Annotated in this window: 12 protein-coding genes and 2 pseudogenes; 4 read left to right on the top strand and 10 right to left on the bottom strand. The window is 72.6% G+C overall.

Annotated features, from left to right (window positions below; translation table 11 throughout):
* From ACWEVN_RS15180 to ACWEVN_RS15160, 5 genes are all read right to left on the bottom strand, one after another.
* Nucleotides 1–1,784: YrhB domain-containing protein (locus ACWEVN_RS15180; RefSeq protein ID WP_452051619.1), on the bottom strand; the 1,784-nt coding region annotated here is incomplete at its 3' end.
* Between the two features lie 16 nt (nt 1,785–1,800).
* Nucleotides 1,801–4,044 (bottom strand): ADP-ribosylglycohydrolase family protein, encoded by a 2,244-nt coding sequence (locus tag ACWEVN_RS15175; RefSeq protein ID WP_449683002.1) that lies wholly within the window; start codon nt 4,042–4,044, stop codon nt 1,801–1,803.
* Nucleotides 4,045–5,460: a TNT domain-containing protein gene (locus ACWEVN_RS15170; RefSeq protein WP_452051618.1), complete on the bottom strand. Its 1,416-nt coding sequence runs from the start codon at nt 5,458–5,460 to the stop codon at nt 4,045–4,047.
* Nucleotides 5,457–5,894, bottom strand: coding sequence for a hypothetical protein (locus ACWEVN_RS15165; RefSeq protein ID WP_452051617.1), 438 nt, complete (start codon nt 5,892–5,894; stop codon nt 5,457–5,459). The genes ACWEVN_RS15170 and ACWEVN_RS15165 overlap by 4 nt, the downstream gene beginning before the upstream one ends.
* Nucleotides 5,891–9,889: a toxin glutamine deamidase domain-containing protein gene (locus tag ACWEVN_RS15160; protein WP_452051620.1), complete on the bottom strand. Its 3,999-nt coding sequence runs from the start codon at nt 9,887–9,889 to the stop codon at nt 5,891–5,893. The genes ACWEVN_RS15165 and ACWEVN_RS15160 overlap by 4 nt, the downstream gene beginning before the upstream one ends.
* Nucleotides 9,890–9,931: 42 nt before the next feature.
* Here ACWEVN_RS15160 and ACWEVN_RS15155 point away from each other — a divergent pair, with 42 nt between their 5' ends.
* Nucleotides 9,932–10,243: a hypothetical protein gene (locus tag ACWEVN_RS15155; protein ID WP_452051622.1), complete on the top strand. Its 312-nt coding sequence runs from the start codon at nt 9,932–9,934 to the stop codon at nt 10,241–10,243.
* A gap of 918 nt (nt 10,244–11,161) precedes the next feature.
* Nucleotides 11,162–11,764, top strand: coding sequence for a hypothetical protein (locus ACWEVN_RS15150; RefSeq protein WP_452051621.1), 603 nt, complete (start codon nt 11,162–11,164; stop codon nt 11,762–11,764).
* Between the two features lie 1,365 nt (nt 11,765–13,129).
* Here the strand turns inward: ACWEVN_RS15150 and ACWEVN_RS15145 are convergent.
* The 4 genes and pseudogenes from ACWEVN_RS15145 to ACWEVN_RS15130 form a co-directional block, all read right to left on the bottom strand.
* Nucleotides 13,130–13,507 (bottom strand): annotated as a pseudogene (locus ACWEVN_RS15145) (WXG100 family type VII secretion target); the annotation flags it as partial.
* A gap of 15 nt (nt 13,508–13,522) precedes the next feature.
* Nucleotides 13,523–13,846, bottom strand: coding sequence for a WXG100 family type VII secretion target (locus tag ACWEVN_RS15140; protein ID WP_449682999.1), 324 nt, complete (start codon nt 13,844–13,846; stop codon nt 13,523–13,525).
* Complete coding sequence (locus tag ACWEVN_RS15135) at nt 13,846–14,436, bottom strand: YbaB/EbfC family nucleoid-associated protein (RefSeq protein ID WP_452051616.1); 591 nt, start codon at nt 14,434–14,436, stop codon at nt 13,846–13,848. The genes ACWEVN_RS15140 and ACWEVN_RS15135 overlap by 1 nt, the downstream gene beginning before the upstream one ends.
* A gap of 91 nt (nt 14,437–14,527) precedes the next feature.
* Nucleotides 14,528–15,820, bottom strand: a complete 1,293-nt coding sequence (locus ACWEVN_RS15130) for an MFS transporter (RefSeq protein ID WP_449682998.1) — start codon at nt 15,818–15,820, stop codon at nt 14,528–14,530.
* Between the two features lie 203 nt (nt 15,821–16,023).
* On the opposite strand from ACWEVN_RS15130, the gene ACWEVN_RS15125 reads away from it, so the two are divergent.
* Nucleotides 16,024–16,605 (top strand): YqgE/AlgH family protein, encoded by a 582-nt coding sequence (locus ACWEVN_RS15125; protein WP_176173866.1) that lies wholly within the window; start codon nt 16,024–16,026, stop codon nt 16,603–16,605.
* Here the strand turns inward: ACWEVN_RS15125 and ACWEVN_RS15120 are convergent.
* Complete coding sequence (locus tag ACWEVN_RS15120; RefSeq protein ID WP_310968375.1) at nt 16,602–17,021, bottom strand: SdpI family protein; 420 nt, start codon at nt 17,019–17,021, stop codon at nt 16,602–16,604. The genes ACWEVN_RS15125 and ACWEVN_RS15120 overlap by 4 nt on opposite strands.
* A 66-nt stretch (nt 17,022–17,087) precedes the next feature.
* Between ACWEVN_RS15120 and ACWEVN_RS15115 the strand changes: the two are divergent.
* Nucleotides 17,088–17,578 (top strand): annotated as a pseudogene (locus ACWEVN_RS15115) (esterase-like activity of phytase family protein).
* Nucleotides 17,579–17,678 lie beyond the last annotated feature (100 nt).

Raw genomic sequence — 17,678 nt, 5'->3', positions numbered from 1 at the left:
GCGCCGACCAGCGCACCGGCGATCGCGCCCGCCACCGGCCCGGACCGCGCGGCGAGCCGGATCGCGGCCTCCGGGTCGTACCCGCGCTTGGCCGCGGCGAACAGCGCGCGGCCGAGCACCGACCGGACGCTCCGGCCGTCGCCGATGGACTCCAGCTGCGTCACGTCGTCGGCGTCGCGGTCCGCGCGCAGCGCCAGCGTCGAGGCCGCCAGGTCGCCCCCTACCTCGTGCAGGCGGACGTGCACCGGCAGTGCGAACGGCTCCCGCGTCAGCAGGCTCTGGAACAGGGAAATCAGCAGCTCGACGCCCTCGGTCACCTCGGCGCCGGCCGCGCTGCCGGTCAGTTCGCGGGCGACGTCCTTCGCGTACCGCTCGCCGTCGACGTCGGCCAACGCCACCGCCCCGGCCGGGGTTGCGGCCAACGCCGTGGCCAGCAGCGCGGAGAACTCGGCGGGCGCGGGACCGGCGTGCCGGGTCGCGACGGCGAGCCAGCCCACCGGGTCCGGTTCGGGCAGGGTCGCCGGGACTTCGCCGGTCGGCACCGGCGGCAGGCCGCGCAGCACGATGTCGGTGTGGAACAGCAGGTGCCGCGTCAGGCCACCCAGCGGCAGGGGGCGCGCCGGGTCGGCGCCGCCGCCGAGGGCGTCACCGATCGCGAAGCCGACGTACGCGCCGACGATCCGGTGCCACGCGAAGCGGTCGGGCGGCGTCCCGAAGGCGGAGAACTTGCCGAACGTCCACGGCACCGGCCGCGGCCGGGCGTCTTCGTCCACGTGCGCGATCAAGCCGTTCGCGGCCAGGTCGGCGGGCCATTCCGGCTCCTGGCCGGCCCGGCGGCGGACGCCGTTGCGGTACTGCCAGGCGAACCCGCGCAGATACCGGACGCACTCCTCCGGCGTCAGCTCGAAGTGCTGGTCGCGGGCGTGGTCCAGGGCGTACCGCAGGTGCCGGGCCGGCAGGTCGGGCGGCTCGACGCCGAACTCCGCGACCAGCGCGGGCAGCGCCGCGGCGACCTCGGGCCTGGCCTCCGGCGCGGGCTCGGCCACGATGGGCCGGCGCTCGCCGGTCGTGCCGAGTTCGGCGGCGGTGAGGCTGCGGACCAGGCCGGTGCCGGGGTCGAGCGTCAGCCCCGACGCCGCCGGCAGCTCCCGGACCAGGACCCGCCAGCGGCGCGGATACCGCCCGGGCACCTTCGCCGACGAGCTGTAGGCGATGACTTCGCGCTCGTTCCTGCCCGGGACCGGCCGCACCAGCGGCTCGCCGTTGTCGAGCAACGGCACGAGCACCTCGCACTCCAGCAGAGCGCGGACGAACTCGGCGCGGGTGATCCAGTTGGCGGCCAGGTAGTTCAGCAGCTTCTCGGCGTCGGTCGTGGGTTCCGGGTACCCGCGCCAAACCGGGCCGGCGGTGTACTGCTCGTTGCTCCGGTACTCACCGTTCGCCCTGTTCCAGCCGCGGACGGCCCGCACCGGGAGGTCCAGCTCGGGGAACGCCTTCTCGTCGAACTCGGGGTCGACGTCCGGCCGCCACTCGGCCTCGGCGGGCGTGCTCGCCATCGCCGCCCGGTCGTACCCGATCTCGCCCTCGTCCGGCACCACGACCACCGGGCCGGGGAACAGGCCCGCGCCGATGTCCGTGCCGTCCAGGTAGCCGGCCGTGTTGACCGCGAAGCGCCAGCCGTCCGGGCGGCGCGCGGTGAACTCCGGCCGGATCCGCAGCCGGTCGCCGCCGGGCTGCGTGCGCAGCCACTCCCGCGCGCGGGCGACGGCTTCCTCTTCGTCCATTCTCCCCATCCTCGCGCTAATGCCGCGGGTACCGCTCGATCCAGACGTCGCCGAGCGCGCTGAGCGCCGAGTGCCGGTCGAAGTGCCAGTAGGCGTCCGAAGCGACGTTCTCGACCAGGTACCGCAGCTCCAGCTGGTCGACCCACTTCTGCGGCAGCCCGGGGATCCCGGTGCGCGCGCCGAGCAGCGCCCCGGCGATCGCGCCGGTGAGCGCGCTGCGGCCGGAGTGGTTGACCGCGCGAAGCAGCGCCTGCTCCGGGTAGTTCTCGAAGCCCGACAACGCGGCGAAGGCGCGTCCCAGCACCGACAGCGTCGTCTTGCCGTCGCCGATCAGCTCGGGCATCCGCAGGTCGGGCAGCCCGTGCTCGCCGAAGAACGGCACCGACTCGGCGACCAGGTCCTTGATCGCCGTCCACTCCGGGCCCTGCTGGAACTGGCTGTCCGGGTTGAGCACCTCGCGGCTGGTGTTCCAGATCGGGAAGCTGAACGCCTCCTTGGTCAGCGCGTGCTCGAACAGCCAGGTCAGGTAGGTCGCGGCGGTCAGGTCCTGCTCGTCGGGGTGGGTGACGCCGGCCAGCTCGCGCACCGCCTGCCGCGCTCCGCCGCTGAACCCGCTGCCGGGGCCGGCCATGGTCAGCGCGGCGGGCAACGCGGGGATCAGCGCGGCCGGGCCGCTCATCGGCGGCGCGCCGGCCGTCCCGGTCGCGAGCTGGTGGTAGGCGTTGAGCTCGGCGTCGTCGATGTCCCGCCGGGCGTGCAGGTCCGGGACCTGCACGAGCCAGCCGTCGATGGCGTCCATCGGCGCACCCTGGGTACGCAGCCAGCGCTGCAGCGCCCCGCGGACGACGTCCGGGAAGAGCTGCTCGGCTTCGCGGGATTCCGGCTGCTCGCGGTGCGGGCTGCGGATGACGGCCTCGGTGTAGAAGAGCAGCCGCTGCGTCAGCGAGCCGATCCGGCCGGGCTGGTCGTACGCCGGGATCAGGTCGGTGACGCCCTCGATGCCGAACTTCGCGTGGATGTCGTGCAGCATCATCCGGTCGACGGCCGCACCGAGGGCCTCGCCGAGCGCGAAGCCGACGTACGCGCCTGTGACGCGTTGCCAGCCGTAGCGGAAGCCGTCGAGATCGCGCTCGAAGTACTTGCCGAACGTGTCGAGCCGCGGGACCGTGCGGCCGGCGTTGTCGTACGTCGGGGCCAGGCCGTTTGCGCGCAGGTCGTTGGGCTTGCTGCGCGGCGGCTCCGGCATGTTCAGCCGCTTCAGCCAGGATTCGCCGAGCACGGTCTTCGCGCACTCCTCGGCGGTCAGCTCGAAGCCGCGCCGACGGGCCTTCTCGGCCGCCAGGAGCGGCGGTTTCACCGGATCCGGCAGGCCCATCCGGGACGCGGTTTCGGTGGCGACCCGGATGAGGTCCTCCTCGGCCTCCGGGCAGCGGCCGTGCACGTCGATGCGCGGCTCGTGGCGCGGGAACCGCTGGACGATCTCCGCGAGCTCGCCGCTGGAGACGTCCTCGATGGTCGTCGGGCCGCCGTTGATGACCAGGTTCGGCGGGTGCTCGAACTCGGCGAGCGTGGCGACGTCGACCTTCCACCAGCCGTGTTCGCGCGAGGGCAGGTGCCGGGTCGAGCTGAACACCTTGAGCTCGTTGCGCTCTTCGGCGAAGTAGAACCGGTCGGTCTTGCCGGTTTCCAGGTCGAGGGGGACGTACACCTCGCACCGGATCAGCCCGATGAGCAGCAGTTCCCGGGTCAGCCAGCCGACGCTGCCGAACGACAGCAGCGTCTCGAGGGTGTTCTCCGGCTTCGGGTAGCCGCGGCGGATCGGCCCGGCCTTGTACTCGGGGTTCTCCCGCTCCTCGCCGGTCTGGTTGCCGTCGGCGTCGACCTTCACCCAGCCCGCGACGGCCTGCAGCGGCACGCCCAGCTCGCCGAGCCCGGCCTTGACGTACTCGGGGTCGACGACCTCGCGCCAGTTCTCCTGGCCGGGGAACGCCACCGGCACGGACAGCCCGCCGGGGTGCGGGTGCGCCTGGCGCAGCTCGCCGTCCGGCTCGCGGACGACGACCGACGGCGGCGGGAAGATCTCCTTCTCCGGCCGGCCCTCGTCGAGGAACGCGATGGTGTTGTAGGGCACCGACCAGCCCTCGGGGATGCGCAGCACCTTCTCGGTGTCCACCCGCAGCCCGGCGGGGCCGGAGACGTCCGGGCCGTGCACCGCGCGCAGCCACTGGCCGACCTTGGCAATCGCTTCCGCCGCTTCCACCTACTCGATCCTCTCCAGGCTTCCGTCGGACTCGTGCTCGGCGATCGTCTTCGGCAGCACGAAGGCCACCGCGCCACCCGGCAGGTTCGCCCACGGGACCGTGATGCCGGTGATCACGTGCAGGGGGCGTCTGAGCCGGTAGCTCCGCCGCACCCGCTCGCGTTCGAGCGGCAGCGACGTCGTGGCGAACCGTACCTCGCCGTGGTGAACGAGATTGCCCGGTTCCTCGCCGAACCGCAGAACGACCGTACCCGCCACCAGCCTGGTGATGCGCTTGTTGCGGAGCAGGGTGAGGGGAGGCTCACCCGGCGCCGGGTGCACCGGCCAGTCGTCGAGCTCCTTCGCGGTTTCCCGCGGCGTTTCGTGCCCGGCGGTCATCCGGGCGGGGTGCAGCAGCAACGCGCCCAGCAGCTGCTGCGCGGCGTACTCGAGCCGGGCGAAGTACTTCGGTTCGCGAGGCTTCCCGCCGGCGTACGCGGCGACTTCCCAGCCGTCGGGTGTGTAGTTGAGGCACCAGGCGCCGTCGGCACGCTCGCCGACCCGGTACGCCTCCGGCCACACCCCGTGCTCGCCGAGCCGCTGTACCAGCACGGTCAGCAGCTCTTCGTCGTCGAGCTGCGGGTCCGGCGTCGTCTCCAGTTCGGCGACGACGTCCCCGGCCGTCTTCTTCACGTCGGCGCGGCCCGGCTTCGGCCGCGGCTTGCCCAGCAGGTCCGCCTCGGCGGTCCGCCGGACCAGCGGCTCGACGTACGGCGGCTGGAAGTGGTGCCGGCGGATGTGCGCGACGAGGTCGGGCTCTGGCGGCACGCCGTGCTTCGCGAGCAGCAGCGGGACGGCGTCGGACCAGATCCAGGTGCCGTCGGTGTGGAAGCGCTCGTCCTCGGTCTCGTGCACGACGGCCTCGCGCTCGAGGTACTGGAGCACGAGGGGGACCTCGGTGTCGGTCAGCGGCGGCCGCTCGACGTCCGGGCCGCCGGCGTCGGCGTGCCGGAACACCACGCCCAGCGGCAGCTGCGCGCGCAGCCGCCACCAGTCCGGGATGTGCTCGTCGGCCCGGGGGAACGCGGCGAGCTCCTCCGGCCAGGCGGCCGGCTCGGGCGCGTCGGTCCACACCGGATCGTCGTCGAGCGCGAAGTCGAAGTCGAAGCTGCCGTCGGGGTTCAGGGCGAACCGCGCCTGCAGCCAGGTGCCGCGGCCGTCGGCGTACATCCCGGCGCGCAGCTCGGTGAAGATGCCGGTCAGTTCGTCTGGCACCGCCGTGTTGTGGCCCGCGGTCTCCGTGTGCGTCCCGACCTGCCGGAAGTCGGCGACGGCGGGCACCTCGGCGTTGACGCGGTGCTCGCGCACGAGCTTTCCCAGGCGCACCAGGAGAGTGCGCTGCTCGTCGGGCGAAAGTCGATGTTCCACGTGAATCATTGCGCCAACGTCGAGGTGTAGCCGAAGGTCGGCGGCTCGCCGGCGTCGAGCCGCGCGAACTCGTCCTCCCACATCCGGAAAGTGCGGCCGTACAGCGAAACCTTGAGCGCGGCCTCCTCCCGGCCGAGCGGTCGCCCCTCCTCCCGGGCCACCGAGTGCATGGCGCTGATCGTGTCGTAGAGGGCGAAGATCGGTCCCCCGCCGCGGAGGTACTCCCGCCGCAGGTCTTCGGTGCGGATGACGAACTGCTGCTCGCTCAGCGCCCCGATGTCCCCGGCCTGCGCGAAGAGGACGTCGTCGATCTTGTCGTTGTCCTCGACGAACCGCCCGGTCCGCAGGCTCAGGATGAAGCCGGCCAGCCCGCCGCCGGCCGTCTTGTCGAGCCGGTACGGGCTGTCGTGGTGCCGGAAGTACGCCGGCGTCTCGATCGTCATTGCTCGGGCCTCTTGTTCAGCGCTTCCCAGAACTTCTCCCGCTCCCGCTTCAGCAGGGCGTTGATCAGGGCCTGTTCTTCCGCGGTGTACGGCCGCGGCCGCTTCTTCCCGGTCTCGGGGTCGGGCCCGGGGCCTTCGTCGACGGCCCGGGCCTTGATGTCCCGGCGGACCTCGTAGAGCGCGTGGTCGTAGGCGGAGACGGCGTCGACCGCCTTGAGGTGCAACCGGAACTCGGCGACGTGCCCGTCGATCCGGACCTTCATCTGCAGGTCGCTGTACCCGGCGGGCTGCGGTTTCACGAACCGGTCCTCGAACTCGACGATCTCGATGTCGTCGCGCGCCCGGATCTTCTCCAGGGCGGCGTAGAGCATCTCGATCCGGTCGAAGCGGACGATGCCGCCGGCGATGTCGGTCAGCCGCGACGGGTCGCCGCCGTAGTTGGACTCGATCTTGTCCTCGGCGCGGCCCCGGCCCTTGAGCGTCTTGCGCAGGTCCGGCTCGCCTTCGGTCTCGGCCGCGATCTCCGGCACGACCTCGCGCAGCTTCGCCATCGCGACCTCCGCGCGTTCGTAGACACCGTCCAGGTACTTCTTGAACTCCGTCGCGTTGCCGAGGTGTTCCCGCGGGTAGGGCGGCTGACGGCGGTCGGCGTCCTCGTACCGGGCGTTGTCCGCGGTCGCCTCCCCGGACACCCGCCGCTCGGTCTCGCCCAGCTCGAGGTGCTGGGGTTCCGCCGGGATCTCCTCCGGCAGCGTGCCGTGCTCCCGCTGTTCGTGGACGTCCCGCAGGGAGTCCTCGAAGATCCGCACGGCCTCGTCGTGCGCGAGCAGGTTGCCCAGCGCGAGCGGGCGCTTGGCCAGCGAGTCGGCGACGTAGGCGTTGGCCTCGTCGCTCAGCAGCCGGACCAGCTCGGGCCGGTTCGGCAGCTGCGCTTCGAGGTAGTCCTTGAGCGGGCCGAGGTCGTGGGCGCGGCCGAGCTCGTCCTTGGCTTCGACGTGCGCGTTCGCCAGGTCCGGGTGCGCCAGCGCGGCCTGGAGGTCTTCGCGGCCGAGGAAGCGGTCCGCGCCCACCGGCTCGGCGGCCCCGTAGCCGCCGTGCGCCTCGTGCGGGCCGTGCTCGGTCTGGACGTGCTCGCTTCGGGCGGGCACCTCGTCCGGCGTGCCGATGTGCATCAGCTTGACGCTGGTCGCCGGCTGCGGCAGGTGCATCAGGTCGCCGGACTGCGGGTCGATGAACGCGACCCCTTCGCGGGTGTGCACGACCATCGCCACGTGCCCGTACTCGACGCCGTTCGGGCCCGGGTACTTCACCGCGACCACGGCGTGGTGGTCCAGCGGCTTCCCCCGCATCTCGCGGATGACGTCGTCGTAGCTGCCGCGCTCGGAGAAGGTCTCCCCGAACCGGCCCTCGAGGTGCTCGAGCGTGCCGCGGCTGCCCATCTCGTGCGGCAGGATCGGCTCGGCCGTCATGTCGCCGCCGCGCTGCCGGTCCATGTATGCCTCGGGACCGCGCGTGCAGTTCGTCAGGTAGCCGTTCTCGAAGGCACCCGGCTGGTGGAAGCCCGGGTTGACGTCGCGCAGGTGCGGGTGGCGGTCGTGGACGTAGGCCGCGCGCTCGGACGGCGTCGTCCCGCCGGCGTGGATGGCGGGTTCGGCGGGCGGGTTGGTGGCCCGGGCCAGCCGCGAGTAGTCGTGCACCGACACCGGGGGCGGCGGCGGTGCCGCGGAAGCGTCCTGGACGTCGTGGACCGACTGGTGCTCCGGCTGCGGCGTGACGTGCTCCGGCTCGCCGAGGCCGCCGAGCCGTTCCATGATCGCGGCCTGCTTGCGGCGCTCGAACTCGGCCGCGTTGTGGTCGTTCTCGGCGCGGCGCTCGGCCATCTTCTCGCGCGCGGCCTCGGGCTCGAGGTAGCGCGGGTGGCCGGGCCCGATCTCCTCGGCCACGATGACCCACTTGCGGCGGCCGTCCGGCCCGATCTCCAGCCGCTTCTCGTGCACCAGGAGCTGCGTCCCGGGCGGCGACAGCGATTCGCGCTCGCCCGGGTTCTCGGCGAGCTTCGAGATGTCGCGCAGGTTGTCCGACCGGACGTGCAGCTCGATGTCGTCGCCGAACTTCGACGTCGAGAACTCGCCGGTCTTGATCGAGGCGCTGGAGAACGCGGGCTCGACGATCACCGAGCCCGGCTCGTACGGCTTGGCGACCAGGTCGGCCAGGTGCGGGTCGCCACCGACGTCGTAGGCGCGGATGGTCTCGCCGGACTCGGGCGTGATCTGGTTGAGGCCGTCCACGATCGCGCGGGTGTTCTGCTGCGCGAGGTCGAAGCCGGGGTGGCCGGGCCCGCGGCGCAGGGCCTCGTTGACGTCGTAGGCGTACTCGCCGCGGGTGTAGCCGTGCAGCGCGACGGCGCCGTCGTCGGTGACCGGCAGCCCGGCGGCGTCCCGGCGGGCCAGCGCGCGGTCGTGGACCTGCTGGTAGATGTCCTCGTCGCCGACCGCCCGGCGGATGCTCTCGTGGTCGGCCGGGGTGCCGCGGTGCTCGCGGTCGAAGAGGTAGCCCTCGTCGTGCACGACGCGTTCGGACGGCGGGTTGAGCCGGTCGCTGATCGGCGCGCTTTCGACGACGTGGTGCGGCGGCGCGTCCCCGCCGCCGAGCGGCAAGGTGTGGATCCCGGTGGCGTCGTGCGGCAGTTCGGCGAGCCGCCCGGTGACGGGATCGGCGAAGAGCACCCCGTGTTCGGTGTGCACGCCGGCGATGAGCCGCGACTCCCCGTCCGGCAGCTCGAAGGCCACGGCGGTCCGTGCCCCGACGGGACGTTCGCCGAGGTCACGGGCGACGTCGTCGAAGCTCCCGCGGCTGTCCCACGGCCCGCCGAGCTGTTCGCCCACGCTCTGCTGCCGAGCCGGCCCGGCCACGACGTCCTCGCCGTTCATCCGCCGATCGAAGGCGGCCATCGATTCGGCGGCGTTGGTCCGGTAGCCGTTCTCGAGGCCGTCCGGGCTGTAGTGGTTGCGGGTGTTGACCGCACCGAGCTCGGGAACGGCGTCCCGCACGAGGCGAGCGTGCTGCTGCGGCGTCTCGACGGACCCGGCGTGCAGCACGGGCTGACCACCCGGAGTGAGCGGCTCGGCAAGCTGCGCCCACCCCCCGTCCGGCTCCCCGGTGGCCGGCGGCCGCCGTTCGGGCAGCGGTTCGGCACCCGGGGGATCGAAGGCGTTGAGCTTGCCGGCCAGATCACCGCTCGGTTTGTGTTCGGGGTGCTCGGCGTAGAACTGATCGAGCTCTGCGTCGGCTTCACGCTGCCGGCGCGCTTCGTCGGCGCGTTCCTCGGCCCGGCGCTGCTCGATCGCCTCGCGGGCATCGGCCTCACCGAGGTGCCCCGGCTCCCCGGGCGCGACCTCTTCGGCGTGCACGATGTAGTGCGGCTCGCCGGGCTGACGCGGGTTGGCGTTGGGGTGCCCGGGACCTTCTTCGATGCCGGTGATCTTGAACTGCGTCCCGGCCTTGAAGAGGACTTCGTGCTCGTCCTTGAGGCTGGCCAGGTCCTCGACGTCCCGCCCGGTCTTGGACTGGATCCGCATCTCGACTTCGCCGGGGAACTTGCTGCGCGGGTGCTGCGCGTCGACCTTCGAGGAACTGAGGAACGACGGTTCGGTGATGTGCGCACCGTCGTGGAACCGCGCGAGGAAGGCCTGCAGCCGCGAGAGATCACCCTTGAAGTCGACCCGCCGCGAAACGACCCCTTCGTGCGGCGGAAGCTCGTTCAGCCCGGAGACCAGCGCGGCGGCCTGAGGAGCGAGGTGCGGAAGCTCGGGCCCACCCATCCGGAGGGCGTGGTTGAGCGGGCCGACCATCTCGTACCGGGTGTAGGCGTGCACGGCAACGGCCCCGGCATCGGACATGCCGGGATGGGCGAGGTCCCGCTTGGCGAGCGCCTCCCGCCGGACCTGTTCGTGCCGCCACTCGCCATCGACCCGGCTGTGGTGCCCGGAGTCCATGAAGGTGTCCTCGATCCGCCTGACCCCGGCGGGATCGTCGGTGTGGAATCGAGGATCCGTGAGGTAGGGCTCGTCCAGGCGGGGCTGCCCGTAGTCGTGAGCTGTGGCCGCGTCCTGGCCGGTCCGGTCCTGGCCGGCGTGGTCCTGGGGAGGTTCGGTGGCTTGCTCGCCCGGCCGCTCGTGAGCTGCTGCGTCCTGTGGCTCGCCTGCGTGGTCCTGCCCGGGCGCGTGCGGTTCGTCGGTGGTCTGGTGTGGCGAGCGTTCGTGCCCGGTGGCAGTGTCGTTCGGCTGTTCCTGGGCGGTCGTGCCGTGCTCAGCCGGGCGTGCCGGAGCCGGCTGCTCGGCCGTGGGTGAGCTTCCGTCCGCGGGCCGTTCGCCTGCGGGCTGCTCGGCCGGGCGTTCGCGGGAAGGCTCGCGATCGGCCGTGGGCGAGCTTCCGTCCGCGGGCGTTCGCTGGTCGCCAGGCGTGCCTGGCTGCGTCTGCTCGGCGGGCGCAGGGGTGCGCGAATCCGGCCGTTCGGCACCGACCGGCCTCTCGCCCAACGGCGACTGTTCGCCCGTCGGCTGCGGCGTGTGCTCGGCCGGCCGCGGCTGCTCCCCCGTCCGTGGCGGTTCGAACGGCCCCCGCGGCGTCAGGTGCTCCGGCGGCGGCCCGAACCGAGGCGGCGGAACCTGAGGCGGCCCAGCAGGCCGAACCGGCCCCAGCCGAGGATCATGCGGCGGCCGTCCCGGCGGCGGCGGCATCGGCGGCCGCCCACCCGGGTGCGGTCCGGGCCCCTGCGGACCCCGAGGCTGATTCGGATACCCACCCGGCCGCTGCCCACCCTGAGGCGGCACCCTGCGCGGATCCCGGGGAGGCAACCCACCCTGCGGCCCCTGCCCACCCCCATGAGGCGGACGCCCCCCAGCAGGCAACGGAGGCGGCCCACCCGGAGAACCAGGCGAAACCGAATGCGGCGGCAAACCGCCCTGCCCCCCAAGCGGCGCCTGCCCCCCACGAAGCGGCGACCCACCGCCTTGAGTCCCCTGCCCACCGAGGGGCGGCTGTCCACCGGGCTGCGCCCCGTGCGGTGGCTGCCCACCAGGCTGACCCGCCTGCCCCCCAAGCGGCGGCTGCCCGCCAGGCCGCGCCCCATGAATTGGCTGCGCACCGGGCTGACCCGCCTGCCCCCCGAGCGGCGGCTGCCCGCCAGGCCGCGCCCCATGAATTGGCTGCGCACCGGGCTGACTCGCCGGCCCGCCGAGCGGCGATTGCCCGCCAGTCTGTGTCCCGTGCGGCTGCTGCCCACCAGGCTGTCCCCCGTGCGGTGGCTGTCCACCGGACTGGAGCGGCTGCCCACCGGGCTGAAGCGGCTGCCCACCGTGCAGCGGCTGCCCACCGGGCTGAAGCGGCTGCCCACCGTGCAGCGGCTGCCCACCGGGCTGAAGCGGCTGCCCACCGGGGTGAGCCGTCGGCGCGCCGTGCGGCTGGCCGCCAGGTCGAGGTGCCTGCCCGTTGAACGGCGGTTGCCCACCCCGCTGCGCACCGTGGAGCGGCTGACCGCCCGGCTGCGTGCCGTGTGGCGGTTGAGCGGCCTGCCCACCGTGCAGCGGTTGCGTGCCGTGTGGCGGTTGGGTCGGCTGCCCACCGTGCGGCGGCTGGCCACCGTGTTGCGGCCGTCCGCCCTGCGGGGGTTGGCCGCCTGGCCGATACCCACTCGGCGGCTGACCGCCCTGCAGCATCCGGCGGGGGTCCTGCGGCGGAACCCGTCGGGGCTGCTCGCCGGTCGGTGGCGCGGATGGTCGCGGACCAGGGGCGCCCGCTCCGCCGCCGTTCGGCAACCCACCCGGCGGTGGGGGCGTGAAACCGCCCGGTGGGGGCGCCTGCTGCGGTGACGGTCCGCTCTGGAACGGCCCCCCATCCGCCGCGGACGGCTGGCTCGGGCCGCCCGTGAAGCCGGCCGCTCCGACGTTTTCCTGGGGGCGTCCGCCGCTTTGGCGACCCGGCTCTGGAGCGAAGCCCGGCTGGGCCATTCCGTAGCCGCCCTGGGATGACGTGCCTGCCGGCGATGGGTGGCTCTGCGCCGGTGTCTCGCGGTGCTCCGGCTGCTGGTCCACGCTCGGCCGGGACACCTCCGGCGTGCGGTGCTCGGCGACCGGTTGCGACGCAGCCGGCTGACTCTCCGCACGCTGCTGCTCCCGGCGGACCTCCGGCTCGGCCGCGGTCCGCGACTCCGGCGGTGCCTCGCGCCGAGGTTCGTCGACGCGTGGTTCCGGGGCCGTCTCGTGGCGTGGCTGCTCGCGTTCCGCGGGGGATGCCGAGGAGGTTTCGTGGCGAGGTTCTTCGCCTCGCGACTCCGGCGCGGATGCCGCCTCCTGGCGTGGTTGCTCGCTGCGCGTTTCCGGCGCGGACGAAGCTTGATGAGGCTCTTCACCCCGCGACCCGGGCGCGGATGCCGGCTCCTCACCTCGCGACTCCGGCTCGGAGGCGCCCTCACGACGCGACTCAGGCTCCGAAGACGACTCGCGATGCGACTCAGGCTCCGACGAAGACTCGCCCCGAGCCTCAGACTCCGAGGCGGACCGAGACTCAGGCTCCGAACCCGATCGAGACTCGGATTCCGACCGAGACTCCGACCCACCGGACCCACCCGAGTCCCCATCCGCATCAGCCCGCGGAATGTTCGCCTCGTGAACCGAGTGCAGCTGCTCCTTCGCGCCCCCGACGGCACCCCCGACCGCCCCGCTCGAAGCGCCCATCAGCAGCTGCTCCGGCGTCAGCGACCCCAGATCCCCCGTCACCGCCGCCTGGCCGACGGTCTGCGCCACGCCCTCGACCGCGCCCCGCGCTCCGGCCCGCATCGCCGCGTCCGCGACCTGGCCGCCCGCGCTGTGCGAGAGCCCCTCCGTCGCTCCGCGGCCGATCGATCCCGACGCCGCCCCCACGACGCCGCCGACCGCTCCCGAGATCGCCGCGTCCGAGGTCTTCGACCAGTCCCAGTCCTTGCGGTCACCCTTCGCCATCTGGAGGCCCTGGATGCCCGCGTCCATGCCGAGGTTGATCGCCTCGTTCTTGAGGATCTCCATCCCGATCTTCTTGAGACCCTGCTTGAGCAGCTTCTCCAGCAGCTCCTTCGCGACCTGCTTGAACCCCTGCTGCGCCAGCTTCTCGAGCAGCTGCCGGAACAGCATCTGCACGGTCATCCGGGTCGCGATCTGGGCCGGCGCGATCCCCGCCGTCGAGCCGCCGAACGTCACCGCCGCCGCCGCGATCATCGCCGCGATCTGGGCCGCCAGGACGATCAGGGAAATGATGATCATGTACTTCGTGTATTCGACGTCCAGCGCCGTCTGGTCACACGAATCGCCCAGGGCCTTCGCCGCGTCCGCCAGCTGCTTGAAGTAGGCCTCGTCGCCCTCGACGAACTTCTTCCACTGCTCCGCGAACGCGTCGGCGCCGTCACCCGTCCAGTTGTCGCGGATGCCGGACGCCGCCTGGTTGCCCGTCTCGGACACCGGACCGATCGCCGACGACGCCGTGTGCCACGCGTCCCGCAGCGCGCGCAGCTTCGTCTCGTCGCCTTCGGGCCAGCTCTCCCCGACGACGATCGGCAGCAGCCACTTGACCGCGTCGGGCATCTCCATACCCACGCGTCATTGCCCCTTGCCGAGCTGGGACGTCACGTCTTCGTCCGCCCCCGAAAGGGCCTTCATCGACTTGGCGACGTTCTGCTGCATCCCCCGCAGCCCCGCGACGAGGTTGGTGAAGCCTTCGACGGCGCCCTGCGCGCCCGGCACGTAGTCCTTGGCGAACTCCTTGCCGGACTCGTCGCCACCCCAGCACTCACCCTGCGCGGCGAGCGCCGACGAAAGCGCCTTCGCCGCGTTGTCGAGCGCGTCGGCCGCCGTCACCAGGCCGTTCGACGCGCGGACGACCGCGTCCGGCTCCGCGGTGAACCCGGAACCCCCGTCCGGCATCAGTCGCCCCTCGTCATCCAGGACGACGGTGGCTCCTCGTCGTCGTCACGCGGAGGGCGGACGCGCTTCGGAGCGGGCTTCGGGGCCGGCATCGGCGGCGCCTGCTCGTTGCGCAGGATCGAGCCGCCTTCTTCGAACGACTCGGGCCGCGGGGCAGGCGGCGGTTCCTCGTTGAGGAACTCCGGGATCGGCGGCACCAGCCCGGCCAGCGAAGGCGCCCCCTCGACCAGGTCGGACAGGTCGGGCAGCCCCTCGGTGATCGGCGCCATCAGGTCCGCGATCTTCTGCTTGACCTGCAACGATCCCTGCCGCACCAGCGACTGGACGGTGTTCGCGAGCTGCGCGGGTGTCGTGCGCTCGAAGGTGGTCGGGGCGAATTCGAGTTTCGCGAGGCTGCCGCCGGCGTCGATGGTGGCGCGGACCAGCCCGTCGGGGGAACTGACCTGGGCGGTGGTTTCGGCGGCCGCGGCCTGGGCGTCACGCAGCTGCGCGGTCTGCCGCTCGAAGTTCTCCAGGAGGGTGTCCATCCGGTCCTTCATCGCGGCATTGCGTGCTTCGAGCTGCGCACGGTCGTCGCCCGCGGTGGTCACAGGTGCCCCCGGTGTCCCTCGAACCTACTAATGACTTGCCGTCACCCTAATGCCAATGGAGCAGTCCTCGTGACCGGTTCGGGTGTTTGCGTCAGCGAATCGCACGCCGCCGGGCGAGCGCGTACCCCGCTCCGCCGACGAGGTAGCAGACCGTCGCGGCGATCAGCAGGCCCGGCGAACGGCCGTCGTCCGGCACCACCAGCGCGCCCAGGGAAACCGCCGCGACCTGGGTGATGTTGAACAGCGTGTCGTACAGCGCGAACACCCGGCCGCGGGCTTCGTCCGCGACGTCGAGCTGGATCGACGAATCGACGCAGAGCTTGAGCACCTGCCCCGCCCCGGTGATCACGAACGACGCGACCAGCGCGAGCGGCAGCAGCATCGGCAGGCCCAGCGCGGACTGGGCGATCGCCGCCAACAGCAACGACCCGAGCACCGCGCGCAGCCGCCCGAACCGGCGGATGAGCCGCGCGGTCAGCAGCCCGGCCAGCAGCAACCCGGCTCCGGCGAGGACCGCCATCTGCCCGAGCCCGGGCAGGCCGGCGCGGAAGACGCCGTGGTCGGTGAAGTAGTTGCGCATCAGCAGCACGGTGACCAGCAGCGACACCCCGAACGACGCCCGGTGCGCGAACAGCGCGATGAAGCCGGCGGTGACACTGGGCGCGCGCCAGGCGTGCCGGGCACCGTCCGCCAGCCCGCGCGCGACGGCGAGCACCGGGTTCGTCGGCTCGTCCACCACCGTCGGGCCGAGCACGCCGCGGGCGAAGCCGCGCGCGATCAACGCCGAGACCAGCGTGCCGAGCACCGCGAACGCCGTGGTCTCCGCCGAGCCGACATCGTTGCTGCCGAACAGCGCGCGCAAGCCGATCGCGCAGCCGCCGCCGATGACCGCGACCACCGAGCCGAGCGTCGTGGCGAAGGCGTTCGCCGTCACGACGCTCTCTTCCTCCACCACATGCGGCAGGGACGCCGAAAGCCCCGAGCCGATGAAGCGGGAGATGCCTTCCGCGGCCAGGGCCAGCGAAAACAGGCCGAGCCCGCCGAAGCCGAACCCGACGGCGGCGGACGCGCAGACGATCGCCAGCCCGCGCAGGAGGTTCGCGAAGATCAGGACTTTCCGCCGGTCCCAGCGGTCCAGCAGCGCGCCGGCGAACGGCCCGACGACCGAGTACGGCAGCAGCAGCGCGGCGAACCCGCCCGCGATGGCCAGCGGATCGGCGGCACGCTCGGGATTGAACAGGACCGCGCCCGCGAGACCGGCGCGGAAGACGCCGTCGCCCCAGCTCGCGGCGAAGCGCGTGAAGAGCAGACGCCGGAAGTCCGGGTCCTTGAGCAGCTCCCGAGGGCCTCTTCGCGCGGTCGCCGTCCGGGCGCTGATCGTCACGAAGCCAGAGTAGAGGGTGGCCGGCGCACTGAGGTCGCCTCTCGGCGGCTATGCGCAGTGTGGCTCCAGCCGGACGGTATTCCACAAAGGCGGTTCTTCAGTGAGCCCGGGGGACACGGAGTGCGCCGGCCACATGTTTCAAACGGGGCTCGTGGGGCGATTGTTCCCGAGCCGAAGTAATTCGCCGGGCCAAGGGTGGGATCATGGGTCGCGTGCCAGCGGACGCCGAGGTTGAACCGGGAACGCTCCTGGTCGCCGCCCCCACGATGGTCGACCCCAACTTCCGCCGGACCGTGGTGTTCGTCATCGACCACCGCGAAGAGGGCACGCTCGGCGTGGTCTTGAACCGGCCGAGCGACGTCGCGGTGCACGACGTGCTGCCGAACTGGGGCGGGCACGTCGCCGAGCCGCAGGCCGTGTTCGTCGGCGGCCCGGTCGAGAAGAAAACGGCGTTGTGCCTGGCCGCGTTGCGCACCGGCGAGACGGCGGCGAGCGTGCCGGGCGTGATCGCGGTCCGCGGCCCGGTCGCGCTGGTCGACCTGGACACCGACCCTGAAGCGCTGGTGCCGAAGGTCCGCGGCGTGCGCGTCTTCGCCGGGTACGCGGGCTGGGACTCGGGGCAGCTGGCCGGCGAGATCGAGCGCGACGACTGGGTCATCGTGCCCGCGCTGCCGAGCGACATCCTGGCCTCGCCGGACGGCGACCTGTGGAGCCAGGTCCTGCGCCGGCAGGGCATCCCGCTCGCCCTGCTGGCCACCCACCCGGGCGACCTCCAGCGGAACTAGGCGTCGTCCTTCTTGAAGACGCCGCAGCCGCCGGCGCCGCACGCGCAGCCGCTGCAGCCGGCCGGTGCCGCCGGAGCCGGGGCGGGCACGGTCAGCGCGGCCCGGTTGCCGAGCACGCCACCGCCCATGACCAGCACGAGCATCGCGAGCACGCCCGCGAGCGCGGCGGAAACCAGGCCCCCGGTCGTCGGCATGGCCAGCCCGGCCAGCCCGGTGAGCACGGCGATCGCGCCCCCGGCCATGGTCGGCAGGCCCGCGACGCGGTTGGCCAGCTTGAACGCCTCTTCGCTGCGCAGCGCCGCTTCCGTGCGCACCCCGGTGCCGCCCTCGCGCGTCAAGCGCTCGCGGAACCCGAGGAACCCACCAAAACCGACGAGCAGACCCAGCACGACCGGAACCAGCGCGATAGCGAACACGGGGTCAAGGATAAGCGTGACGTCCCGGCAACCTGCCGGATACCCTGATCGACTGTGCTACAGGCCATGTCACCGCGTGTACTGTCCACCGTCCTGACCGCTGCCCTGATCGGGGGAATCCTCGCCGCGACCCCGGCGGTTACGCGCTGATCTGCGACGACCGGTCGGCGATCAACCCCGCCCGCTTCTACACGGCGACGTTCCCGGTCACCGCCCACGGCGTCGGCGACGTCACCCTGACCGGCACGAAGCCGCTCCTGCGCCCGGACGGCGACGACGCTGATCGACCCGTCGATCCGCGAGGCACGAAGGGCGCCACGAATGTCCTGAACGTGCCGTCGCTGGCCGGCGCCAAGCACGTCAAACCGGTCAAGAAGCGGTTCCTCTTCGACGCCGCCGACCTCCGCCTGTCCACTGTGGACAACCTGGAGGGCATGACCTGGGGCCCGAAGCTGCCGGACGGCGAGCGCAGCTTGATCTTGGTCAGCGACAACAACTTCTCCGCGACCCAGGTCACCCAGTTCGTCGCACTGGCGGTCCCCTCCGAACGGCTTTGACCAGCAAGTTACGATGAAGGTATGAACACGGCTCGGCTGCTCCTTAGCCTGCCGCGCTGACCGGGCCCGGCCCGGCCGGCGCGGCGACCCCTCATGCCCT

Source organism: Amycolatopsis sp. NPDC003861, from assembly GCF_053605405.1.
The sequence above is the reverse complement of the archived record's forward strand: the minus strand, read 5'-3'. Positions and strand labels throughout refer to the sequence as shown.